Below are 23975 nucleotides of genomic sequence, written 5' to 3' on the forward strand. Positions count from 1 at the left end.
CCTAGTGCCAAACCAGAGGACGCCATCGCCGGCAAGCCGGGCTCCTACAGGGTTGGGTGGCAGAAGATTAGAGCTCGACTTTGACCCAGCTCATCTTCTGGTCCAGCCAGTCGGCAAATTCGTCGATAAAACTTTGCTTGAAGCCCGCTTCAGCCCAATTGTTGAAGATGAAGCCCAGGTTGGAGAAGCCGCATTCCTGCAGGAACAGGAAGCCGTTGATGTCATCTTCATGCCCGCACAACGGGCAGGTGAAGTTGTCGGTGTAGCCGGGCATCCAGTCTTCCAGGCTTTCGAACAGCGCTTCACCGACTTCCTTGCGGCACTCCGGGCAGCCGGCTTCTTCGAGAAAGCCTTTGGCCGGGGTGTAGATGCAGCGCTTGTAGATGATCTCCAGGCCATTGATCGGCTCGTTGAACGGCAGCGCCTGGGGGTGCAGCACCACGGCGCGGGCGCCGTCGGCCAGGGCGTAGCCCATGCGGTTGCCGGTACGGCCGCAGGTGGTCAGCTCTTCCTTGATGATGTTCTTGCGCACCAGCCAACGCACGATCGCCCGGGCGCGGGGTTCGTGGACGGGCAAGGTGGAGATTTTCGGGACAAGGATGCTTTGGGAATTCATGAGACCTGAGAGTCCTGCGGTGTGGCCACTGGCGCCATCGCTGGCAAGCCAGCTCCTACAGGGGATCGCATTCCAATGTGGGAGCGGGCTTGCCCGCGAAGGGGCCCTAAAGGCTGGCAGCTTAATCCCTACCCCACACAGGTCAAGTACTCAAGTACCGCCCTATCAACGCAACCCCGCTGGCCAACACCAACCACGTCACCAACCGCACAAACGCCTCCCGCGACATACGCATCGTCAGCCTGCGCCCACACCACAACCCCACTGCCATCGCCGGCAGCAGGCACAGCGCCAGCATCAACAACGGCAAATCCGCATACACCCCAGCGATCAGGAACAGACTCAGGCGCACCACCGTGCTGCAACTAATCAACGCGCTTTGCGTGGCGCGCGCCGCGTCCTTGGGCAGGCGACTGTTCAAATAGATGGCATATAAAAAGCCGCCACTGCCGAACAACGCGCCAAACAAGCCGCCCACCGTCCCCATGGGGATCGACCACCCGGCCGCCAGTTGTGTCGGCCGAGTCTTCACCGCCAGGCTATAGAGTGCGTAGGCACTGATGAACAGGCCCATCAACAGCAGCAACAGGTCCGAATGCAGGTTCAACAAAAACACCACGCCAAGTGTGCAACCGATGGCCATGCACGGCAGCAAGCGCAGCAATTCCGGCTTGTTCACCTCCCGCCGTGATTGCAGCAGGTTGCCGAACGCCGCGACAAAATCCAGCAGCACCAGCAATGGGATGATCTTCGACAACGGCATGAACAGGATCAGCACCGGCCCCGCCACCAGCGCCGTGCCAAAGCCGGCAATGCCGAACACCACATACGCCACGATGATGCCCAGGCCGATCACCAGCCACTCCACACCACCAAACGACCACTGACTCATCAGCTCAACCGGGCTCATGGGCGATTCCTTATTCGAGATGGCGATCACTTTAGCCATCGGCGAGTGTTGCGACTAATATCTTCAAAGCCCTCCACCCATCTCGAAAAGGCATGACGTGTGATCTCAACCCGCCAACTGCGCTACTTCGTTGAAATCGCCGACAGCGGCAGCTTCAGTGCCGCCGCCGAACGCCTGTTCGTGGCGCAATCGGCCCTGAGCCGGCAGATCAAGGAGCTGGAAACCCAACTGCAAACCCCGCTGTTCGAACGCACGGCACGCCAACCCCGGCTGACCGCGGCGGGCGAGGCCTTTTACCCCCGCGCACGCAACCTGCTGAGCGAGTTGCTCAAGGCCAGTGAAATGGCAACGCAAGTGGGCAATGGCGAACTGGGCACGCTGCGCCTTAGCCACTCCAGCACAGTGCCGATGAGCGGCCCGTTGTTGCAAGGCATCAGCACCTGGCTGGAGCGCTGCCCGGGGGTGTCGATGGATATCGTCAAACTGTCCTCCGAGGCGCAGCTGGAGGAAATCGCCGACGGGCGCCTGGAAGTCGGGCTGTTGCGCCTGCCCGTGTTGCGCCAGCGTGAAGGCGTGCGGATCGTGCCGTTATACAGCGAACAACTGCTGCTGGCAGTGCCGCCCAACCATCGGCTGGCGCACAGCGACACACCGGTCGAACTGGCGCAGCTCAAGGATGAGGCGTTTATTTCGATCCCTCATCCCCAGCGCGGAGGCCTGAGTTACCTGTCAGCCGAGTTATGCATGCGCGCCGGATTTTTCCCCAAAGCGGCGCGGGTCATGTCGCGCAAGACCACGCAGCTGCAGTTGATCCAGGCCGGCTTCGGAATTGCCTTGTTACCAAAATCCATGCAGGACATCGCCCCGGCCAATGTGCACTTTTTGCCCCTGGCCGACCCGGAGTGCCTCAGCACCGTTGCCCTGGCATGCGCACAGACACCCAGTGCGCTGGTAGAGCAGTTCTGTCAAACCTTGCACGATTGCCTATAAACTGCCGCCCATGATTAAAGATCCTTTTGCCCGCCTGGGCCTGGACCGCGAAGTCCTGACTGTCAGCCAGCTCAACGGCCGCGCGCGGGTGTTGCTGGAAGACGTATTCACCAATATCTGGGTCGAAGGCGAGATCTCCAACCTCGCCCGCCCGGCCTCCGGCCACGTGTATTTCACCCTCAAGGACAGCGGCGCGCAGGTGCGTTGTGCACTGTTTCGCAACAACGCCGCGCGGGTGCGCCAGGCGTTGAAGGATGGCCTGGCGGTGAAGGTGCGGGGCAAGGTCTCGCTGTTCGAAGGCCGGGGCGATTACCAACTGATCCTCGATACCGTGGAGCCGGCCGGTGATGGCGCGCTGCGCCTGGCGTTCGATGCGCTGAAGGAAAAACTCAGCGCCGAGGGCCTGTTCAGCGCCGAGCGCAAGGTGCCACTGCCGGCGCACCCTCGCCGCATCGGCATCATCAGTTCGCCGACCGGCGCGGTCATCCGCGACATCATCAGCGTGTTCCGCCGCCGTGCACCGAACGTTGAACTGACCCTGATCCCCACCGCCGTGCAAGGCCGCGAAGCGATCCCGCAGATTGTGCGCGCCTTGAAACTGGCGGATGCGCGGGGCTTTGATGCGCTGATCCTGGCCCGTGGCGGCGGCTCGCTGGAAGACCTCTGGTGTTTCAACGAAGAAGCCGTGGCCCGTGCGGTGGACGCCTGCGTCACGCCAATCGTCAGCGCCGTCGGGCATGAGACCGATGTGTCCATCAGCGACTTCGTCGCCGACGTGCGCGCCCCTACGCCTTCCGCCGCAGCTGAACTGCTCGCACCCGATGCCAGCCATCTGGTGCGCCAGGTCGAAAACCTGCACCGCCGCCTGGTGATGCTGATGCGCAATCGCCTGAACCACGACCGCCTGCGCCTGGAGGGCATGGCCCGTCGCCTGCGTCACCCTGGCGAACGCCTGCGCCAACAGGCCCAGCGTCTGGATGACCTGGACATGCGCCTGCGCCGTGCGTTCGAGCGCAGCCTCAATACCCGCCGCGAGCGGTTGATCCGCCTGGAAACCCGCCTCGCCGGCCAACACCCGGGCCGCCAGTTGGCCCTGCTGCGCCAGCGCCTTAACAGCCTCGCCGAACGCCTGCCCCGCGCCATGCGCGAGGGCCTCAAGGCGCGCCGCCTGCAACTGCAAAGCCAGGTGCAGACACTGCACGTGGTCAGCCCCTTGGCGACCCTGGGCCGTGGCTACAGCATCTTGCTGGACGAGCGTGGCCAGGCCATCCGCAATGCCGCGCAGACCCACACCGGCCAGCGTCTCACTGCACGCCTGGGTGAAGGCCAATTGCAGGTGCGGGTGGAAGACAACCACCTGACACCCGTCACCCTTTCGTTACTGGATTGATCGATGCCACGTTTTCTCGGTTTGTTGATGCTCGCTTGCCTGACCTTCAATGCCCACGCCGACAGCTACATCACCCGCCTGCTGAACAAGCCGGTGCCCGGTGGCGTGGCGGTGGTCGACCTGGGCACGGCGGCGACCGCCCCCAAGGCCACGTACCTGAACCGGCCCGTGCTGGTGGTCAAGGAACAGAACAACTGGCTGGCGATCGTCGGTATCCCGCTGACCGTCAAGCCCGGCACCCAGCGCGTTATCAGCGGCACGCAGAACCTGCCGTTTGTGGTGGGTTTCAAGAAGTATCCCGAACAGCACATCACCCTGAAGAACAAAAGCCAGGTGAACCCGGACCCGGCGCAGCTCAAGCGCATCGAGGGTGAATTGGCGGTGCAGCTCAAGGCCTACCGCAGCTTCAGCCCGAACACACCGAGCAACCTGCTGCTGGATAAACCGGTCAACGGGCCGCTGTCGAGCAAGTTTGGCGTGCGCCGGTTCTTCAACGGCGAAGAGCGCAACCCGCACTCGGGCCTGGACTTCGCGGTCGGCGCCGGCACGCCGATCAAGACCCCGGCAGCCGGCAAGGTGATCCTGACCGGCAACTACTTCTTCAACGGCAACACCGTGTTTGTCGACCATGGCCAAGGCTTTATCAGCATGTTTTGCCACATGTCCAAGATCGACGTGAAGGTCGGCGATCAACTGGCCCGCGGCACAGTGGTGGGCAAGGTCGGCTCAACGGGTCGCGCCACCGGGCCGCATATGCATTGGAACATCAGCCTTAACGATGCACGGGTCGACCCGGCGATCTTCATCGGCGCGTTCCAGCCTTGATATGAAGGGTGAGGTTACTGGCCTCATCGCGGGCAAGCCCGGCTCCCAAAAGGGAACACCCCCCGACTGTGGGAGTTGGCTTGCCTGCGATGGCGTCAGACCTGTCGCCCCTATTGCGCGGCTAACAAATGCAGCGCAAACAAAACATAACCCCTCGCAAAAAACAGCAATAAAATCTCGTGCAAGGCGCAGATAGCAGAACTTCTCTCAATTTTTCTCGACTGCTTGCCATCTTTCACCTCGGCGGTTAGGGTTGGGCTTATGAAAACCTCTCACACCCTCATTCAGCTCCGCCAGCACCGCAGCCTGTGCCTCGTCAGCGCACGACTGCCAGGCTGAATCGATCTGCCTCGCCCTACGTTTTATCCCAAACAATAGTTACTCGGCAGGCCGCCTTTTCTCGGCCCCTACTACAAAGGATTTCCCGATGAGCATGCTCAAAGACCCTTCTTCGAAGTACCGCGCGTTCCCGACCATCGATATTCCAGACCGCACCTGGCCGTCGAAAACCATCACCGAGGCGCCGATCTGGTGCAGCTCCGACCTGCGTGATGGCAACCAGTCGCTGATCGAACCGATGGATGCGGCGAAAAAGCTGCGCTTCTGGAAAACCCTGGTGGCCGTGGGCGTTAAGGAAATCGAAGCGTCGTTCCCGGCGGCTTCGCAAACCGACTTCGACTTCGTGCGCACCCTGATCGAAGACAACCACATCCCCGAGGACACCACTATCCAGGTGCTGACCCAGGGCCGTGAAGACTTGATCGCACGCACTTTCGAATCCCTGCGCGGTGCCAAGAAGGCCATCGTGCACTTGTACAACGCTACCTCACCGTCCTTCCGCCGCATCGTCTTCAACCAGGACAAGGACGGTATCAAGGCCATTGCGGTCAACGCGGCCAAGCTGTTCGTCAAGTACGCAGCACAACAGCCAGAAACCCAGTGGACCTTCGAATACTCCCCGGAAACCTTCAGCGCCACCGAGCTGGAGTTCGCCAAGGAAGTCTGCGACGCGGTGATCGAGGTATGGAACCCGACGCCTGAGCACAAGGTGATCCTCAACCTGCCGGCCACCGTTGAATGCGCCACGCCGAACATCTATGCCGACCAGATCGAGTGGTTTGGTCGCCATATCAACCGCCGTGACAGCGTGATCATCAGCCTGCACACCCACAACGACCGTGGCACTGGCGTGGCCGCCACCGAGCTGGGCCTGATGGCCGGCGCCGATCGCGTCGAAGGTTGCCTGTTCGGCAACGGCGAGCGTACCGGTAACGTCGACCTCGTCACCGTGGCACTGAACATGTACACCCAGGGCCTGGACCCGCAGCTGGACTTCTCCGACATTGACGGCGTGCGTAAAGTCGTCGAAGAGTGCAACCAGATCCAGGTTCACCCACGCCACCCGTATGTCGGCGACCTGGTCCACACCGCCTTCTCCGGCTCCCACCAGGACGCGATTCGCAAGGGCTTCGCTCAGCAGAAAGACGACGCGCTGTGGGAAGTGCCGTACTTGCCGATCGACCCGGCCGACATCGGCCGCAGCTACGAAGCGGTGATCCGCGTGAACAGCCAGTCGGGCAAGGGCGGCATCGCCTACCTGCTGGAGCAGGAATACGACATCAGCTTGCCGCGCCGCATGCAGATCGAATTCAGCCAGGTGGTACAGGCTGAAACCGACCGTGTGGGCCTGGAAATGACGGCGCCGCAAATCTACGCCTTGCTGCAGCGTGAATACCTGCAAGCCAACACCCCGTACGCGCTGGTCAGCCATCGCCTGCAGGAAGAGAACGGCAACAGCTTTGTCGAGGTGGAAGTTTCCGGCAAAGGCCAGGGCGAAACCAACCTGCACTGGAAAGGCAAAGGCAACGGCGCCCTGGAAGCACTGGTGGCCGGCTTGCCGATTGGCGTGGAGATCATGGACTACAACGAACACGCCATCGGTGCGGGTACCAACGCCAAGGCCGCGGCGTACATCGAACTGCGTGTGAACGGCGAACGCCCGGTGCATGGTGTAGGTATTGATGAAAACATCACGACTGCCAGCTTCAAGGCGCTGTTCAGCGCTTTGAATCGCTCGCTGAGCCAGCAGGAAGCCAAGGCGGCGTAAGCTGACGGCTGAAATGCGAAAGGCCCCTGGGTGTGAATCCAGGGGCCTTTTTTTGTTTGGGGTCTTGGGTGATGCTGATGGCCTCTTCGCGGGCAAGCCCGCTCCCACAGGGGAATGCATTCCAAATGTGGGAGCGGGCTTGCCCGCGATTGCGGTGCGTCAGACAAACTGAAAGCTATCAGCATCCAGGTTCGCCGGAAATTTAGTGCGATAGGCCGCCAACTCCGCCGCATTCAGGCTCACCTGAAACACCCCATCCGCCTCCCCCGCACTCAGCAACGTCTCGCCCTGGAAGTCCAGCACCTGGCTGTCGCCGGTGTAGGCAAAGCCCTTGCCGTCGGTACCCACCCGGTTCACCGCCGCCACGTAGCACAGGTTCTCGATGGCGCGCGCCGGCAACAGGCGGTTCCAGTGCTGGCGCCGGGCACCGGGCCAGTTGGCGGTGTACAGCAGCAGGTCGGTGTCGTGAGCGTCGCGGCTCCACACCGGGAAGCGCAGGTCGTAGCAAATCAGCGGGCGAATGCGCCAGCCTTTCAATTCGAACTGCACTTGGCGCTCGCCCGGCGTGTAGTGGTCGTGCTCCCCTGCCATGCGGAACAGGTGACGCTTGTCGTAATGCAGCACTTCGCCATCCGGCCGTGCCCACAACAGGCGGTTGCGGTGGCTGCCGTCGGCGGCCTGGATAATCACGCTGCCGGTGATCACCGCGTTGTACTTGGCAGCCTGGGCCTGGAGCCAATGGTGGGTCGGGCCGCGCTCCGGCTCGGCCAGGGTTGCCGAGGCCATGGAGAAGCCGGTGGTGAACATCTCCGGCAACACGATCAGGTCAGCGCCCCTGGCCTGCTCCAGCAGCCCCTCGAAATGCTCGAGGTTGGCCTGGCGGTCGTGCCAGGCCAGGGTGGTCTGGATCAAGGCGATGTTCAGGTCGGGCAGTGCATTCAGATCACGCATAGTTTTTCCGCTGCCTGCTGCAGCGTCTCCTCGCGTTTGGCAAAGCACAGGCGCACCAGGCGCTGGCCTTGGGGCGGGCTCTGGTAGAACACCGAGACCGGGATGGTCGCCACGCCGTGCTCGCGGGTCATCCACAAGGACATGGCGACATCGTCCAGGTCTGGGCGAATCTGTGAGTAATCCACCAATTGGAAATAGGTGCCGGTCACCCGGGTAAAGCTGAACCGCGATGGCGCCAGCAAGTCGCAGAACAGGTCACGCTTGGCCTGGTAGAACGCCGGCAGTTCCTCGACGTGTTCCGGGTGTTCGGCCATGAAGTCGGCCAACGCATATTGCAGCGGAGTCACGCCGCAGAAGTTGACGTACTGGTGCACCTTGCGCAGCTCGGCCGTGAGGGCTGGTGGGGCGACTACATAGCCGGTTTTCCAGCCGGTGACGTGGTAGGTCTTGCCGAACGAGCTGACCACGAACGCCCGCTGGTACAGCTCTTCATGGGCCAGCACGCTGACGTGGGCTATGCCATCAAAGACCAGGTGTTCGTAGACTTCATCACTGACCAGGTAAATATCGCGGTCACGGATCAAGTCGGCCAATTGGTCCAGTTCGGCACGGCTGATCAGCGCGCCGGTGGGGTTGTGCGGCGAGTTGAGGATGATCATGCGCGTGCGTGGTGACAGCGCCGCCTTGATCTTCTCAAAGTCCAGCGCGAAGCCATCAAGGCTCAGTTGCACGTGCACGCAGCGGCCACCGGCCAGCTCGACCGAGGGCTCATAGCTGTCGTAGCTGGGGTCAAACACGATGACTTCATCACCGTTGCGAATCACCGCCTGGATCGCGCAGAAGATCGCCTCGGTGGCGCCCGGGGTGATGGTCACTTCACTGTCGGCATTGACCGTGGCGCCATAGCTACGGGCGATCTTGGCAGCCACCTGCTGACGCAATACGGGCAGGCCGGTCATGGGCGCATATTGGTTGTGGCCGAGGGCGATATGCTTGCCCACTGCATCGAGCAAGCCTTGGGGGCCATTGAAGTCAGGAAAGCCCTGGGACAGGTTGAGCGCGCCGGTTTCGGCGGCCAATTGCGACATGGTGGTGAAAATGGTCGTGCCGACGTTCGGCAGCTTGCTGGTGATCATCGAAAGGCCCCTGCAGGTGAACCCCAAGTTTTAAGCTGCCGGCCGCATCGGGTCAAGGCACAAACCTTCGCGCACAAAAAAGGGCTCATCAAGAGCCCTTTTTGCGAGGTCGAAATCAGCGCTTGTCGCGGCGCTTCTTGTCGGCCTTCTTGTGGTGAGTCATCAAACGACGCTTCTTGTTCACCTGGCGGTCAGTCAGCGTGTTTTTGTTGCCTTCGTACGGGTTGTCACCGCCTTTGAACTCGATGCGGATCGGCGTACCGACCAGCTTCAAGACGCGACGGTAGGTGTTTTCCAGGTAACGCACGTAGGACTTTGGCACCTTCTCGATCTGGTTACCGTGGATCACGATAATCGGCGGGTTGGCACCACCCAAGTGGGCGTAACGCAGTTTGATCCGGCGGTTGTTGACCATCGGCGGTGCGTGCTCGCCCACCGCGTCTTCCAGGATCTGGGTGAGACGGTTGGTCGGCCAGCGGGTGACCGCTGACTTGAACGAGTTCTGGACGGACGCGTAGAGGTTGCCCACGCCGGTACCGTGCAGGGCCGAGATAAAGTGGATATCGGCGAACTCGACGAAGAACAGCCGGCGCTGCAGCTCGATCTTGACGAAATCACGCTCGCTCGGCGTCATGCCGTCCCACTTGTTGATCGCAATCACCAGCGCCCGACCGGCTTCGAGGGCAAAGCCCAGCAGGTTGAGGTCGTGATCCACCACGCCTTCGCGGGCGTCCATCACAAAGATCACCACGTTGGCGTCTTTGATCGCTTGCAGGGTTTTCACCACGGAGAACTTTTCAACTTCCTCGTGGATCTTGCCGCGCTTGCGCACACCGGCGGTGTCGATCAGCGTGTACTTCTCGTCGTTACGTTCGAACGGGATGTAGATACTATCGCGGGTGGTGCCAGGTTGGTCGTACACGATAACCCGGTCTTCACCGAGCATGCGGTTGACCAGCGTGGACTTGCCGACGTTGGGGCGGCCGATGATGGCGATCTTGATACCGTCTTTTTCGCTCGGGCCAGGAATGCGCTTGGCTTCCTCACCTTCGGCAACGATTTCTTCTTCGCCCTCTTCTTCCTCGACATCATCCTTCGGGAAACTGCTCAGGGCAATTTCTAGCATCTGGGTAATGCCGCGACCGTGGGCACCGGCGATCGGGATCGCATCACCCAGGCCCATCGGGCTGAATTCGGCGCGGGCCAGTTCAGGATCGATGTTGTCGATCTTGTTGGCGACCACGTAGGAACGCTTGTTGCGCTTGCGCAGGTGCTCGCCAATCATCTGGTCAGCAGCGGTGTAGCCCGCGCGGGCGTCCACCAGGAACAACACGACATCGGCTTCTTCAATGGCCAGCAGCGACTGCTCGGCCATCTTTTCGTCCATGCCATGCTCGTCACCGGAGATACCACCGGTGTCGACAATAATGTAGGAGCGCCCTTGCCACTTTGCCTCACCGTATTGGCGATCACGGGTCAGACCGGACAAGTCGCCAACGATGGCGTCACGAGTCCTGGTCAGGCGGTTGAACAAGGTGGACTTGCCGACGTTAGGTCGGCCCACCAGGGCGATTACGGGAACCATGCGGCTCTCCACTTCGTTATTTCAGAAAATACAAAAGCCGCTGCAAGGCAGCGGCTGGTGCTCGGGGCAGCATCGTCAGATGCCGCATGCCCCGCCGAAGCGGGGCCGCCTGGGTGTTACCCCAAGCATAGTTCTTACTTGATGGTCAGCGCTTCCAGCTTGCCGCTGTTGCCAAACACATAAAGCATGTTACCCACGACCAGCGGACGAGCACGCAGGCCGTCGCTGTCGATACGCTCGCGACCGACAAAGCGACCGTCCACCTGGCTCAGCAGGTGCAGGTAGCCTTCGAAGTCACCCACGGCGACGTAGCTGGAGAAGACTTCCGGTGCCGACAGTTGACGGCGAGCCAGGGAGTCGTTGCTCCACAACGCAGTGGTGGAACGCTCGTCGACACTTTCAACGGTGCCCGACGCCAGGCTCACATAGACGCTGCCAAACCCTTGGGCGACACCAGCATAGCTGGAAGCATCACGCTGCCAGTTGATGCGGCCGCTCTGCAGGTCCAGCGCAGCCACGCGGCCCTGGTAGGTCGCGACGTAGATGGTTTCACCCGACAGCAGCAGGCCGCCGTCGATGTCCACTACGCGGTCCAGTTCGGAACGACCTTGAGGAATGGCCACACGGGTTTCCCAGGCCGGCACGCCGTTCTGGGTGTCCAGGGCGACCACTTTACCGGTCGACAGGCCTGCAACGGCCAGATTATTGGTCACAATCGGACCACTGGTGCCGCGCAACGTCAGGACCGCAGGGGTGCTGTCGTACAACCAGCGCTGGTTGCCGGTAGCGGCATCCAGGCCAATCACGCGGTCATCCTGGGTTTGCACCACAACGACATCGCCGTTGGTAGCCGGTGCAGCCAGTACTTCGCTGGTCACGCGAGCGCGCCACTTTTCTTCACCGCTGCTGGAGTCCAGGGCAATCACATCACCCTTGAGCGTGCCCACCAGCACCAGGCCGTAGCCGACGCCCACACCACCGGAAACCGGCAGTTCGAGGTCTTTTTTCCACTTCACGTCGCCGTTCATGCGATCCATGGAGATGATCACACCCGTGGAGTCAGTGGCGACAATGTTGTCGCCATCGATCGCGGGTTGCAGCAGGTTGTAGAGGTCACCCTGACCATCACCAACCGAGCGGCTCCACTGCTTTTGCAGGATCACTTCTTCCTTGAAGCTGGTCAGCTCGGCAGGAGGCAGTTCTTTTTTGCTGTTGCTGCTGCAACCCGCGGCCAAAACGGCCAGAGCCAGCAATGCTGCATGTTTCCAACGGATCACGTCACGCATCCCCTTTGGCCAAGTCGTCCAGCTTGATTTGTAAGCCACCGACCGCCGCTTCATCAGACAGCGCCGCCTTGGCTTTTTTGTACGCAGCATTGGCTTCGTCGTTACGACCCAGTTGGACCAGCAGGTCGCCCTTGAGCTCTTCACGAGTGGCTACGAATGCCTTGTCAGCATCGCCGTCGAGCAGTTTGAGTGCTTCGTCAGCCTTGTTCTGTGCTGCCAATACCTGGGCCAGGCGCTGACGTGCGATTTCACCCAGGGTTGGGTTGGTCGGCTTGTCGGCGATGGCTTTCAGCTCAGCTGCGGCGTCATCCAGCTTGCCGGTGTCGACCGCGACCTTCGCGACGAACAGGCTGCCGTATTGGGCGTAGGTGCTACCACCGAATTCGCTTTTCAGCTTGCCGGCCAGGTCTGCCACCTGCGCAGGGTCAGGCTTGCCGTCCGGCGTCAGCGTGGTTTCCAGCAATTGCTGATAGAGGATCGAGGCGCCTTGGGACTGGTTGGCCTGATACTTGTGCCAGGCTTGCCAGCCGAACACCACCACTAAAGCCAGCAGGCCGCCAGTTACCAGGGGCTTGCCGTTACGCTGCCACCAGTCCTTCAGCTCGGCCAGTTGCTCATCATCAGTACTCGACACCCCAATACTCCTTAATCGCTAAATTCGGCTGTTCGACAGCTTCAACCCTGCACGACGCAGGTGGCCAAGTGCGCGGCGAGCGCATCAAAGGCAATGTTCTGTTGCTCGCCCTGGCCACGCAGGGGTTTGAAACCTATCACTTGCTGGGCCAGTTCGTCATCGCCCAGGATCAGCGCATACAACGCGCCGCTCTTGTCGGCCTTCTTGAACTGGCTCTTGAAGCTGCCGGCGCCGGCATTGACCTGCAGGCGCAGGTTCGGCAGTTGGTCGCGCACTTTTTCGCTCAAGGCCAGGGCTGCCAGTTCGGCGGCCTCGCCAAAGGCGCACAGGTACACGTCCACCTGACGGGAGATCTCTTCCGGGACCTTCTCCAGGGTTTCCAGCAGCAGGATCAGCCGCTCGATGCCCATGGCAAAGCCCACGCCCGTGGTCGGCTTGCCGCCCATCTGCTCGACCAGGCCGTCGTAACGACCACCGGCACAGACGGTGCCCTGGGCACCGAGTTTGTCGGTGACCCACTCGAACACGGTCTTGCTGTAGTAATCGAGGCCACGCACCAGCTTGGTGTTGATCACGAACGGAATACCAGCCGCGTCCAAACGAGCCTTGAGGCCCTCGAAGTGGATACGGGATTCGTCGTCCAGGTAATCGGCCATTTTCGGTGCATTGACCAGCACAGCCTGGGTGTCAGCGTTCTTGGTATCCAGCACGCGCAACGGGTTGGTTTTCAGACGGCGCTGGCTGTCTTCGTCCAATTTGTCCAGGTGGGCCGACAGGTACTCGACCAAGGCCACTTTATAGCGGCCACGGGATTCACTGGTGCCCAGGCTGTTGAGTTCAAGCTTGACCGCGTCACGGATGCCCAACAGGCCCCACAGGCGCCAGGTCAGCACGATCAGCTCGGCGTCGATGTCCGGGCCATCGATGTTGAACACTTCCAGGCCGATCTGGTGAAACTGGCGATAACGGCCTTTCTGTGGACGTTCGTGACGGAACATCGGGCCGATGTACCACAACTTCTGCGGCTGGCCAGCACCGGTAAGACCATGCTCAAGCACAGCACGCACGCACGCCGCGGTGCCTTCCGGACGCAGGGTCAGGGAGTCGCCGTTGCGGTCTTCAAAGGTATACATCTCTTTTTCGACGATGTCGGTCACTTCACCGATGGAGCGCTTGAAGAGTTCGGTGAATTCCACGATCGGCATGCGGATCTGCTTGTAACCGTAGTTATCCAGCAGGCGCGCGACGGTGCTTTCGAAGTAACGCCACAACGGCGTCTGCTCCGGCAGGATGTCGTTCATGCCACGAATGGCTTGCAGAGACTTGCTCACATCAAATCCTTAAATTCGTTCAATCAGCCGCGCGCGATCAGCGCTGCGTCAGCCGCGACCTTCTCGGCCGCTTTCTCGCGGATCAGTCTTTCGAGCTCATCCACCAGATTGTCATTCGTCAACTTCTGCGACGGCTTGCCGTCGATGTAGATCAGGTTCGGTGTACCGCCGGTCAACCCGATGTGTGCCTCTTTGGCTTCACCCGGGCCGTTGACCACGCACCCGATGACCGCAACATCCAGCGGCACCAGCAGGTCTTCGAGGCGCCCTTCCAGTTCGTTCATGGTTTTCACCACGTCGAAGTTCTGCCGCGAGCAGCTCGGGCAGGCAATGAAGTTGATGCCACGGGAACGCAAATGCAGGGATTTGAGAATGTCGTAACCGACTTTCACTTCCTCTACAGGGTCTGCCGCCAGGGAGATGCGGATGGTATCGCCAATCCCTTCGGCGAGCAGCATACCGAGACCCACCGCAGATTTCACTGTGCCTGAGCGCAAACCGCCCGCTTCAGTGATACCCAGGTGCAGGGGCTGCACGATTTCCTTGGCCAGCAGGCGGTAGGCTTCCACCGCCATGAACACGTCGGAGGCCTTTACGCTGACCTTGAAGTCCTGGAAATTCAGGCGTTCAAGGTGCTCAACGTGGCGCAACGCCGATTCAACCAGCGCAGCCGGCGTCGGCTCGCCGTATTTTTTTTGCAGGTCTTTTTCCAGGGAGCCGGCGTTCACGCCGATTCGGATTGGAATACCGCGATCACGGGCGGCATCCACCACCGCACGCACGCGGTCTTCACGGCCGATGTTGCCCGGGTTGATCCGCAGGCAATCAACGCCCAGTTCGGCTACACGCAACGCGATCTTGTAGTCGAAGTGGATGTCGGCAACCAGTGGCACCTTGACCAGTTGCTTGATGCGACCAAAGGCTTCTGCAGCGTCCATGTCCGGCACGGATACCCGCACGATGTCCACGCCGGCCGCTTCCAGACGGTTGATCTGGGCAACGGTGGCAGCCACATCATTGGTGTCGCTGTTGGTCATGCTCTGTACCGCGATGGGGGCGTCGCCACCCACCGGCACCGAGCCGACCCAGATCTTGCGCGATACGCGACGTTTGATTGGAGATTCGCCGTGCATGACTATTGTCCCAACTTCAGGCGAGCGGTCTCGCCACTGGTGAACGGCGCTACGTCCACAGGCTGGCCGTTGTAGGCCACTTGCGCGCCACGGGCAAAGCCCAGACGCAGCGTCAAAGGAGGCTTGCCGCCCTGGTCGAGCGTATCTCCCTTACGCTTCAGTCCGCTAAACAGCACTTTGCCATTGCCATCGGTGACTTGCGTCCAGCAGTCCGCGATGAAGGTAATCTGGATACGCCCGTCGCCCGCAATCAATGCTGGGGTGGTGGGTGGCGAAATCGCTGGTGCAGCCGGGGTGGCTGGCGCAGGGGTCGCTGGCGCTTGAACCGGCGCGGCAGGCGTGTGGGCCTGGGCAACGGGAGCCGCCGGGGTATGGGCCGGTGCAGCCGGTGTTGCTGGAGCGGGCACGGCAGCGGTAGCGGCAGGGGCGGTTTCAGGCGCTGGCTGCTCGGTGGCAGCAGGTGCTTCAGGCGCGGCTTGGCTCTCGGCCACGGCCTGGTCTTCCGGCTCGTCCAGCGGGTGAATCTGGGTGGTGCCGTCGGCGCTTTCGACTTCGACGTGCTCCATGGCGTTGCTGGTCAGGTCCTTGTTGCGCTGGGACGTCTGGTCTTGCCACCAGACGAAACCGCCGCCGATCACGGCGATCAGCAGCAACAGGCTGACGATTCGCAAAATGGTGTGGGAAACCCGCACAGGCTCTTCGATACGGCCCAGGCCATGCACATTGCTGCCCTGGGAGTCGGTGCCGGTGAACTGGTCGAATTCCTGGACAAGAACAGTCTGGTCAATGCCCAACAGCTTGGCATAAGCGCGGATATAGCCGCGGGCAAAGGTATGCCCTGGCAGCTTGTCGAACGCGCCGGCTTCCAGGTTGGCCAGGGATGTGCTGGTCAAATTGAGCTTGAGGGCCACTTCTGCCAGCGACCAACCATTGCTTTCGCGGGCCTGACGCAAGGTCTCGCCTGGGTTTACGCGATTAGCTGCTACAACTTCCGGGTGCGCCGCTTTCATCATTGCTCCGACAGGTATTGCTGATATTCCGGCGTACCGGGATAGAGTCGTTCGAGTTGCTGGCCAAAACGTGCGGCCGTGTCGCGTTCTTCATGAACCGTCGCCAGGCGCACACCGAGCAATAGACTACGTGCATTTTGCCCGCTGAGCAGGCTAAAACGCTCGTAATAGTCACGTGCCGGCACATAATGCCTGTCTTCGTAAGACATCTCAGCCATTTCGAGCAATGCGCGTGGCTGGCGACTGTTCAAATGCAGGGCTTTTTCCAGCTGCTGGCGGGCGCTGTCGCGCTGGCCGAGGCGCATCGAGGTTATCCCAAGGTTCTCGAATACCCGCGACCGCTCTGGGTAGAGAGCGTCGGCGCTGGCTTGTTGGAAATACTGGGAGGCCTGGTCATAACGTTTCTGCGCGAATAAAAAGCTGCCGTAGTTGTTCAGCAGCCGCGCATCGGCGGGACGGGAGGCCAGGGCCTTCTGGAAATACTGATCGGCCAATTCAGGCTCGGCCTGGGCCTGGAACACCAAGGCCAGCGCCGCATTGGCGTCGGCATCGTCGCTGTCCAGCTCAAGGGCCTTCTTCAACGGCACCTTGGCCTGCTCGCTCATGCCTTGCTGCAGGTAACCCAAACCCAGTTGCACATAGGCAACTCGCGCCTCGTCACGGCCTTTACCGGTTTGCAAAGGGCGGTCATGGCCCGATGAAACACAACCAGCCGACAGGCCGGTAACAAGCAAAAGCAGCGCAAGGCGCAAGGGCATAGAGATCCTCTCTCAGATTCGATTCACAGCAATCAGCGGTAAATCGTCGGCGGCGTTCTGTTCGCGTCCGGCGATATAACGTTCGCTGCGGCGGGTGCGGTCCATCACCTGCCCTACCAATTGGCCACAGGCGGCGTCGATGTCTTCACCACGGGTGGTGCGGACGGTGACGTTGTAGCCAGCCTGGTGCAGTTGATCCTGGAAACGGCGGATGGCGTTGTTGCTCGGCCGCTCGTAGCCAGAATGGGGAAACGGGTTAAACGGAATCAGGTTGATCTTGCACGGCGTGTCCTTGAGCAACTCGATCATCTCGACCGCGTGCTCGACCTTGTCGTTGATGTCCTTGAGCAGTGTGTACTCAATGGTCAACACACGCTTTTCGCCGAGGGTTGCCATGTAGCGCTGGCAAGATTCGAGCAGCATCTTAAGCGGATACTTCTTGTTGATCGGCACCAATTGGTTACGCAATGCGTCATTGGGTGCGTGCAGCGACAGCGCCAGGGAGACGTCGATGTGCTTGGCCAGCTCATCGATCATCGGGACCACGCCGGAGGTCGACAGGGTTACACGGCGCTTGGAGATGCCGTACCCCAGGTCGTCCATCATCAGGTGCATGGCCGAAATGACGTTGTCGAAGTTCAGCAGCGGCTCACCCATGCCCATCATCACCACGTTGGTGATGGCACGGTCGACGGTCGCCGGGACGCTGCCAAAGGATTTGTTGGCAATCCACACCTGGCCGATCACTTCGGCGGCAGTGAGGTTGCTGTTGAAGCCTTGCTTGCCGGTGGAGCAGAAACTGCAGTCCAGGGCACAGCCTGCCTGGGACGAAACGCACAAGGTGCCGCGCTTGCCCTGGGGAATGTACACGGTCTCGACGCAGCTGCCGGACGCCACGCGCACCACCCACTTACGGGTGCCGTCGCTGGAGATGTCTTCGCTGACCACTTCGGGACCACGGACCTCAGCAATGGCCTTGAGCTTGTCGCGCAGGGCCTTGCTGACGTTCGTCATGGCGTCGAAATCGTCGACGCCAAAGTGGTGAATCCACTTCATTACCTGACCGGCACGGAAACGCTTCTCCCCGATTGAGTCGAAGAATTTCTCCATTTCCGGCTGAGTCAGACCCAGCAGGTTGGTTTTAACAGTCGATGTAGTCATGGATTCACCCTCACTCTTTAAGCCGATGCTTAGCGAGCGGTTACTTCAGTAGCAGCGAAAAAGTAAGCGATTTCGCGAGCAGCAGCGGCTTCGGAGTCCGAACCGTGAACAGCGTTGGCGTCGATGGACTCAGCGAAGTCAGCACGGATGGTGCCAGCAGCTGCTTCTTTAGGGTTGGTAGCGCCCATCAGCTCACGGTTCAGAGCGATAGCGTTTTCGCCTTCCAGAACCTGAACAACAACAGGACCGGAGATCATGAAGGCAACCAGGTCGCCGAAGAAACCACGAGCGCTGTGCTCAGCGTAGAAGCCTTCAGCTTCAGCTTTGGACAGTTGCTTGAGTTTCGAAGCTACAACCTTCAGGCCGGCTTTTTCGAAACGAGTGGTGATCTCGCCGATGACGTTTTTTGCAACAGCGTCAGGCTTGATGATGGAGAAAGTACGTTGAACAGCCATGGTGTAACTCCAGAAACGGTAATTTACGAAAAATTAAACCCGCGAATTATACGCGGGTTATTGGGTATTGCCTAACCTGCCGGGATGATCAGTCGATTTCTTCGATCCAGAGTGCCTGGACCGCTTCCAAGACCTTCTCGCCACAGCGGCCAGAAGTATTGTCAAAATCAGGCAGCTCCATGATCCAGTGCTGCAGATCAACGAAGTTGACCGTCAGCGGACTCACGTCCGGCTTGGCTTCAGCGAGTTCTTCAGCAATACGCTGTACATCATTCCAACCATAACTCATGACAGTTCTACCAATCAGTGCGGCGCTTCGGCGGCATGGTTGAGCGAATACTTCGGAATTTCGACAGTGATATCTTCAGTCCCGACCTTTGCCTGACAGCTTAGGCGCGAATGAGCTTCCAGGCCCCATGCGCGATCAAGAAAGTCCTCTTCCAGCTCGTCAGCTTCTTCCAGGGTATTGAAACCCTCACGAATGATGCAGTGACAGGTGGTGCAGGCGCAGACACCGCCGCAGGCACTCTCGATCTCGATGTGGTTGTCATGGGCAACTTCGAGGATGGACTTGCCGGTCTCAGCCTCCACGACCATACCGTCCGGGCAATGCTCGGCGTGTGGCAGAAAAATGACCTGCGGCATTAATTATTCCTCGATTTCATTCAGGTTGCGTCCCGCCAGGGCGGCTTTTACCGTCTGGTCCATACGACGGGCGGCAAAGGCATCGGTCACTTGCGACAGGCGCTTGGTCTGTTGCTCGATGGCGTAACCATCGGAGCCTTTCATCAGTTCGGCCAGTTCCTGCATCTGCAGGTCGATGACCATGCGTTCTTCGGCATCCAGCAGGCGCTCACCATCAACATCAAGGGCGCCCTGCACCGCTTCAAGCAGGCGCTGAGCGTCCACTTGCTGCTCACGCAATACGCGGGCGACCTTGTCGTCACCGGCGTATTGGAAGGAGTCCTTGAGCATCTTGGCGATTTCACCGTCGGTGAGGCCGTAGGACGGCTTGACCTGGATGCTGGCTTCAACGCCCGAACCCAGCTCGCGCGCCGCCACATTCAACAGGCCGTCAGCGTCGACCTGGAAGGTCACGCGAATCTTTGCTGCGCCCGCGACCATGGCCGGGATACCGCGCAATTCAAAGCGCGCCAGGGAGCGACAGTCGCTGATCAGCTCGCGCTCGCCTTGCAGCACATGGATCATCATGGCCGTCTGGCCATCTTTGTAGGTGGTGAAGTCCTGGGCACGGGCGACAGGGATGGTGGTGTTGCGTGGAATCACCTTCTCCATCAGGCCGCCCATGGTTTCCAGCCCCAGGGACAACGGAATCACGTCGAGCAGAAGCAGTTCGCCACCATCGCGCTTGTTGCCGGCCAAGGTATCGGCCTGGATCGCAGCACCAATGGCCACCACTTGATCCGGGTCGATTTCAGTCAACGGCTGACGGCCAAAGGCTTCAGCCACCGCCTCGCGAACGCGCGGCACGCGTGTGGAACCACCGACCATGACCACGGCACCGACGTCTTCCAGCTCGATACCGGAGTCACGTACGGCACGGCGACAGGCTTTCAGGCTTCGAGCCACCATCGGCTCGATGAGCGAATCGAAGGCTTCACGGGTCAGCTGAGCCGACCAATTGCCGTAGGAAACCTCAACAGAAGCAGCATCCGTCAGCGCTTCCTTGGCGGCGCAGGCGGTTTGCAGCAGGTTACGCTGTGCGCCCGGGTCCAGGTCAGCCGACAAGCCGGCGCTGCTGATGATCCAGCCTGCAATGGCGTGGTCGAAGTCATCGCCGCCCAGGGCGCTGTCGCCACCGGTGGCCAGCACTTCGAAGACACCGCCGGTCAGGCGCAGGATCGAAATATCAAAGGTGCCGCCGCCCAGGTCATAGATAGCGACCAGGCCTTCGGCGTGCTGGTCCAGGCCATAGGCCACAGCCGCCGCAGTCGGCTCATTGAGCAGGCGCAGCACGTTCAGGCCGGCGAGTTTCGCCGCATCCTTGGTGGCTTGGCGCTGAGCGTCATCGAAGTAAGCAGGCACCGTGATCACCGCACCGACCAGTTCGCCACCCAAGGTGTTCTCCGCACGCTGGCGCAGCACCTTGAGGATATCGGCCGACACTTCCACCGGACTTTTCGGGCCCTGGACGGTGTCGATGAACGGCATATGGGATTCGCCACCGACAAAACGGTACGGCAACTGGTCACCCAATTGCTTGACGTCGGACAGACCACGACCCATCAAACGCTTGACCGACAGTACGGTGTTCAACGGGTCGGTAGAGGCTGCCAGCTTGGCCGACTCACCGACTTCGGTGCGATCGGCGTGGTAGCGCACGGCAGACGGCAGGATCACCTGGCCATCAGCGTCGGGCAACGGCTCGGACAGGCCGCTGCGCAAGGCAGCAACCAGGGAATTGGTGGTGCCCAGGTCAATCCCGACCGCCAGGCGACGCTGGTGCGGTTGAGGGCTTTGGCCGGGTTCGGCGATTTGCAGTAGGGCCATGGTAATCAGGTCTTATCTGTCTATCAGGCGTGCATCACGGGCAGCACACTGGGTTAATCGTCGAGGCGCTCTTCTAGCTGGCGCACTTCGTAGGTGAGCTTGTCGAGGAACTGCATGCGCCGCATCAGGCGCTCGGCCTGCTCGCGTTGCGCTGCATCATCCCAACAGGCTGCGAAGCTTTCGTTGAGCTCATCCTGGGCCGTTTTCAGACGACGCTTAAAGACTGCGACACCCGCCAGGTCGGCTTCGTCCTGCAGGTCTTCGAGCTCTTCGCGCCATTGCATCTGCTGCATCAGGAAGTCCGGGTCGTGCACCGTGACTTCAAGCGGCAACTCCCCACCGTTCATTGCGAGCAGATAGCGCGCACGCTTGGGTGGGTTTTTCAGCGTCTGATAGGCTTCGTTGAGGCTGGCCGACTTCTCCAGCGCCACGCGCTGCTCACGCTCGGAAGCGTCAGCGAAGCGGTCTGGATGCACGCCACGCGCCAATTCTCGGTAGCGCGTGGCAAGCTGCTCGAGGTCCAGGCGAAAGCTCGGCTGCAGCTCGAATAAAGCGAAATGACAAGGAGTACCCACGAATAGCCTCAGATGTTGAAGCTTTCGCCGCAGCCACATTCACCGCGCACGTTGGGGTTGTTGAACTTGAAGCCTTCGTTCAACCCTTCCTTGACGAAATCGAGTTCGGTGCCGTCCAGGTAGGTCAGGCTTTTAGGGTCGATGATCACTTTTTCGCCGTGACTTTCGAACACCTGGTCTTCCGCAACCACCTCGTCGACAAACTCCAGCACGTAGGCAAGGCCGGAACAGCCCGTGGTGCGAACACCCAGACGAATCCCCTCACCTTTACCGCGCCCATTCAGGGAGCGGCGAATGTGCTGCGCAGCCGCTTCTGTCATGCTGATAGCCATCGTTGACTCCTTACTCGTCGCCAAATGCTTAGATCAAGCCTTTCTTCTGCTTGTAGTCGCGAACAGCTGCCTTGATGGCGTCTTCTGCGAGTACCGAGCAGTGGATTTTCACTGGCGGCAGGGCCAGTTCTTCGGCCAGCTGGGTGTTGCTGATAGTGACAGCCTCATCCAGGGTCTTGCCTTTCATCCATTCGGTCGCCAGGGAGCTGGAGGCGATGGCCGAACCGCAGCCGTAGGTCTTGAACTTGGCGTCTTCGATAACGCCCGCGTCGTTGACCTTGATCTGCAGGCGCATCACGTCGCCGCACGCCGGGGCGCCGACCATGCCGGTGCCGACATCTGGGTCTTCCGCGTCCATCTTGCCGACGTTACGCGGGTTTTCGTAGTGGTCGATGACCTTTTCGCTATAAGCCATGGTACTGAATCCTCACTCATCAGGGCCGCTCTGGAACCCTGTAGAAACGCCTGCGTTTTCCGCCACGTTCCTACAGAGCTGGGGTGGCGGCTTCTATAGTTAGTGTGCCGCCCACTCGATCTTGGAAATATCGACACCGTCTTTGTACATGTCCCACAGCGGCGACAGAACGCGCAGCTTGTTGACGGCTTCGCAGACTTTCTGCGCGGCGTAGTCGACTTGCTCTTCGGTGGTGAAACGGCCGAACGTAAAGCGGATCGAGCTGTGTGCCAGTTCGTCGTTGCGGCCTAGGGCGCGCAGTACGTACGAAGGCTCAAGGGATGCCGAGGTGCAGGCCGAACCGGACGAAACCGCCAGGTCCTTGAGCGCCATGATCAGCGACTCGCCTTCGACGTAGTTGAAGCTCAAATTCAGGTTGTGCGGTACACGGGCGGTCATGCTGCCGTTGATGTACAGCTCTTCAAGGCCTTCGACCTGCTTGTAGAAGCGGTCGCTCAGGGCTTTGATGCGGATGTTTTCGGCAGCCATGTCTTCCTTGGCTACGCGGAAGGCTTCGCCCATGCCGACGATCTGGTGGGTCGCCAGGGTGCCCGAACGCATGCCGCGCTCGTGACCGCCGCCGTGCATGGTGGCTTCGATGCGCACACGTGGCTTGCGGCTCACGTACAGCGCGCCGATGCCTTTAGGGCCGTAGGTCTTGTGGGCAGAGAACGACATCAGGTCGACTTTCAGCTTCGACAGATCAATGTCGACCTTGCCGGTGGACTGGGCAGCGTCGACGTGCAGCAGCACGCCCTTGGAGCGGGTCAGCTCGCCAATGGCCGCGATGTCGTTGATGGTGCCGATTTCGTTGTTCACATGGATCACGGAAACCAGGATGGTGTCTTCACGCAGGGCCGCTTCGATCATGGCCGGGGTGACGATACCGTCGGTGGTTGGCTCGAGGTAGGTGACCTCGAAACCTTCACGCTCCAGTTGGCGCATGGTGTCGAGGACAGCCTTGTGCTCAATCTTGGTGGTGATCAGGTGCTTGCCTTTGGTCGCGTAGAAATGCGCCGCGCCCTTGATTGCCAGGTTGTCGGACTCGGTAGCACCGGAAGTCCAGACGATTTCGCGTGGATCGGCATTAACCAGGTCGGCGACTTGGCGACGAGCGTTCTCGACCGCTTCCTCGGCTTTCCAGCCGAATACGTGGGAACGGGAGGCTGGGTTGCCGAAGTTTCCGTCAACCAGCAGGCATTCGCTCATCTTTTGCGCGACACGCGGATCAACCGGGGTGGTCGCAGAGTAATCAAGGTAAATCGGCAATTTCATGGACTTTCTCCTAAATCAGGCTGGCTGGCGTGCCGTTAGCTCTTCGGCTGTCACTCGACGGCGGACGCTTCAATCTTGTCCAGACGCGGCGCCTTGGTGTTGCAACGGCGCTGGTCCTGACGCTGGGCTACTTCTTGCACCTCACGGCGAGTCACAAGATCAGCCAAGCTGATACCACTCAAAAACTCATGGATCTGCAGGCTCAAGTCACACCACAGGTGGTGCGTCAGGCAGGTGTCGCCGGCGTGGCAATCACCCAAACCCTGGCATTTGGTGGCATCGACGGATTCGTTGACCGCATCGATCACCTGCGCTACCTGGATGCCCTGCATGTCGCGGGACAACTGATAGCCGCCACCCGGCCCACGCACACTGGAAACCAGATTGCTACGGCGCAATTTGGCGAACAGTTGCTCGAGGTAGGACAGGGAAATGCCTTGGCGCTCGGAGATATCGGCCAGGGACACCGGCCCAGTTTGCGCGTGCAAGGCCAGGTCAAGCATGGCGGTCACCGCGTATCGGCCTTTTGTAGTCAGTCTCATGGACAAGT

The 23975-nt window shown here is 60.5% G+C and carries 25 protein-coding genes; 4 read left to right on the forward strand and 21 right to left on the reverse strand.

The annotated features are described in order from the left end of the window. Positions 1-67 precede the first annotated feature (67 nt). Both AC07OV_RS09065 and AC07OV_RS09070 read right to left on the reverse strand, forming a co-directional pair. The gene (locus AC07OV_RS09065) at positions 68-616 is read right to left on the reverse strand and encodes a sugar ABC transporter ATPase (RefSeq protein WP_494996644.1); all 549 of its coding nucleotides are present in this window, start codon (positions 614-616) and stop codon (positions 68-70) included. Between the two features lie 142 nt (positions 617-758). Next, complete coding sequence (locus AC07OV_RS09070; protein ID WP_495092075.1) at positions 759-1526, reverse strand: sulfite exporter TauE/SafE family protein; 768 nt, start codon at positions 1524-1526, stop codon at positions 759-761. 99 nt (positions 1527-1625) lie between these two features. Between AC07OV_RS09070 and AC07OV_RS09075 the strand changes: the two genes are divergently transcribed. The 4 genes from AC07OV_RS09075 (at position 1626) to leuA (ending at position 6838) form a co-directional block, all read left to right on the forward strand. Further along, on the forward strand, positions 1626-2516 hold the full coding sequence (locus AC07OV_RS09075; protein WP_176997034.1) for a LysR family transcriptional regulator: 891 nt from the start codon (positions 1626-1628) through the stop codon (positions 2514-2516). A 10-nt stretch (positions 2517-2526) separates the two neighbouring features. Beyond that, positions 2527-3906, forward strand: coding sequence for an exodeoxyribonuclease VII large subunit (xseA, locus tag AC07OV_RS09080; protein WP_495092076.1), 1380 nt, complete (start codon positions 2527-2529; stop codon positions 3904-3906). A gap of 3 nt (positions 3907-3909) precedes the next feature. Then, positions 3910-4731 carry a peptidoglycan DD-metalloendopeptidase family protein gene (locus tag AC07OV_RS09085; protein ID WP_176997032.1) on the forward strand — a complete coding sequence of 274 codons (822 nt, stop codon included), beginning with the start codon at positions 3910-3912 and terminating at the stop codon, positions 4729-4731. Between the two features lie 427 nt (positions 4732-5158). Further along, positions 5159-6838, forward strand: a complete 1680-nt coding sequence (gene leuA, locus AC07OV_RS09090; RefSeq protein ID WP_495092077.1) for a 2-isopropylmalate synthase — start codon at positions 5159-5161, stop codon at positions 6836-6838. 159 nt (positions 6839-6997) lie between these two features. On the opposite strand, the gene AC07OV_RS09095 is transcribed toward leuA, so the two are convergent. The 19 genes from AC07OV_RS09095 to iscR form a co-directional block, all read right to left on the reverse strand. Continuing rightward, positions 6998-7789: an amidohydrolase gene (locus tag AC07OV_RS09095; RefSeq protein ID WP_495092078.1), complete on the reverse strand. Its 792-nt coding sequence runs from the start codon at positions 7787-7789 to the stop codon at positions 6998-7000. Further along, on the reverse strand, positions 7777-8925 hold the full coding sequence (locus AC07OV_RS09100; RefSeq protein ID WP_495092079.1) for a pyridoxal phosphate-dependent aminotransferase: 1149 nt from the start codon (positions 8923-8925) through the stop codon (positions 7777-7779). Before AC07OV_RS09100 ends, AC07OV_RS09095 begins: the two co-directional genes overlap by 13 nt. Positions 8926-9040: 115 nt before the next feature. Continuing rightward, entirely contained in the window at positions 9041-10510 is a 1470-nt protein-coding gene (gene der, locus AC07OV_RS09105; RefSeq protein ID WP_178921631.1) for a ribosome biogenesis GTPase Der, read from the reverse strand. 134 nt (positions 10511-10644) lie between these two features. Then, positions 10645-11796 (reverse strand): outer membrane protein assembly factor BamB, encoded by a 1152-nt coding sequence (gene bamB / locus AC07OV_RS09110; RefSeq protein WP_176997027.1) that lies wholly within the window; start codon positions 11794-11796, stop codon positions 10645-10647. Next, positions 11789-12430: a YfgM family protein gene (locus AC07OV_RS09115; RefSeq protein ID WP_176997026.1), complete on the reverse strand. Its 642-nt coding sequence runs from the start codon at positions 12428-12430 to the stop codon at positions 11789-11791. Before AC07OV_RS09115 ends, bamB begins: the two co-directional genes overlap by 8 nt. A gap of 41 nt (positions 12431-12471) precedes the next feature. Further along, positions 12472-13761 carry a histidine--tRNA ligase gene (gene hisS / locus AC07OV_RS09120; protein ID WP_192299562.1) on the reverse strand — a complete coding sequence of 430 codons (1290 nt, stop codon included), beginning with the start codon at positions 13759-13761 and terminating at the stop codon, positions 12472-12474. A gap of 23 nt (positions 13762-13784) precedes the next feature. Further along, positions 13785-14894, reverse strand: coding sequence for a flavodoxin-dependent (E)-4-hydroxy-3-methylbut-2-enyl-diphosphate synthase (gene ispG / locus AC07OV_RS09125; protein ID WP_025859271.1), 1110 nt, complete (start codon positions 14892-14894; stop codon positions 13785-13787). Positions 14895-14896: 2 nt separating this feature from the next. Next, on the reverse strand, positions 14897-15904 hold the full coding sequence (locus tag AC07OV_RS09130; RefSeq protein ID WP_495092080.1) for a RodZ domain-containing protein: 1008 nt from the start codon (positions 15902-15904) through the stop codon (positions 14897-14899). Next, positions 15904-16662: a type IV pilus biogenesis/stability protein PilW gene (gene pilW / locus AC07OV_RS09135; RefSeq protein WP_494996634.1), complete on the reverse strand. Its 759-nt coding sequence runs from the start codon at positions 16660-16662 to the stop codon at positions 15904-15906. The genes AC07OV_RS09130 and pilW overlap by 1 nt, the downstream gene beginning before the upstream one ends. A 12-nt stretch (positions 16663-16674) precedes the next feature. Then, positions 16675-17823, reverse strand: coding sequence for a dual-specificity RNA methyltransferase RlmN (gene rlmN, locus AC07OV_RS09140; protein ID WP_176997022.1), 1149 nt, complete (start codon positions 17821-17823; stop codon positions 16675-16677). Between the two features lie 29 nt (positions 17824-17852). After that, positions 17853-18278, reverse strand: coding sequence for a nucleoside-diphosphate kinase (ndk, locus tag AC07OV_RS09145; RefSeq protein WP_060754319.1), 426 nt, complete (start codon positions 18276-18278; stop codon positions 17853-17855). Positions 18279-18366: 88 nt separating this feature from the next. Continuing rightward, a complete protein-coding gene (gene iscX, locus AC07OV_RS09150) occupies positions 18367-18567 on the reverse strand; it encodes a Fe-S cluster assembly protein IscX (protein ID WP_494996633.1) in 201 nt (66 codons plus the stop codon). Between the two features lie 14 nt (positions 18568-18581). Continuing rightward, complete coding sequence (gene fdx, locus AC07OV_RS09155; RefSeq protein ID WP_017736823.1) at positions 18582-18923, reverse strand: ISC system 2Fe-2S type ferredoxin; 342 nt, start codon at positions 18921-18923, stop codon at positions 18582-18584. 3 nt (positions 18924-18926) lie between these two features. Next, positions 18927-20789: a Fe-S protein assembly chaperone HscA gene (gene hscA, locus AC07OV_RS09160; RefSeq protein ID WP_176997021.1), complete on the reverse strand. Its 1863-nt coding sequence runs from the start codon at positions 20787-20789 to the stop codon at positions 18927-18929. 53 nt (positions 20790-20842) lie between these two features. Beyond that, on the reverse strand, positions 20843-21364 hold the full coding sequence (gene hscB / locus AC07OV_RS09165) for a co-chaperone HscB (protein ID WP_038848811.1): 522 nt from the start codon (positions 21362-21364) through the stop codon (positions 20843-20845). 8 nt (positions 21365-21372) lie between these two features. After that, positions 21373-21696 carry an iron-sulfur cluster assembly protein IscA gene (gene iscA / locus AC07OV_RS09170; protein ID WP_003175963.1) on the reverse strand — a complete coding sequence of 108 codons (324 nt, stop codon included), beginning with the start codon at positions 21694-21696 and terminating at the stop codon, positions 21373-21375. Positions 21697-21724: 28 nt separating this feature from the next. Beyond that, positions 21725-22111 carry a Fe-S cluster assembly scaffold IscU gene (gene iscU, locus AC07OV_RS09175; protein ID WP_028617851.1) on the reverse strand — a complete coding sequence of 129 codons (387 nt, stop codon included), beginning with the start codon at positions 22109-22111 and terminating at the stop codon, positions 21725-21727. Positions 22112-22210: 99 nt separating this feature from the next. Continuing rightward, complete coding sequence (locus AC07OV_RS09180; RefSeq protein WP_176997020.1) at positions 22211-23425, reverse strand: IscS subfamily cysteine desulfurase; 1215 nt, start codon at positions 23423-23425, stop codon at positions 22211-22213. Positions 23426-23475: 50 nt separating this feature from the next. Next, positions 23476-23967 carry a Fe-S cluster assembly transcriptional regulator IscR gene (gene iscR / locus AC07OV_RS09185; protein WP_003194020.1) on the reverse strand — a complete coding sequence of 164 codons (492 nt, stop codon included), beginning with the start codon at positions 23965-23967 and terminating at the stop codon, positions 23476-23478. Positions 23968-23975: the final 8 nt, after the last annotated feature.

This window comes from Pseudomonas sp. GW821-FHT09A09 (assembly GCF_059418405.1).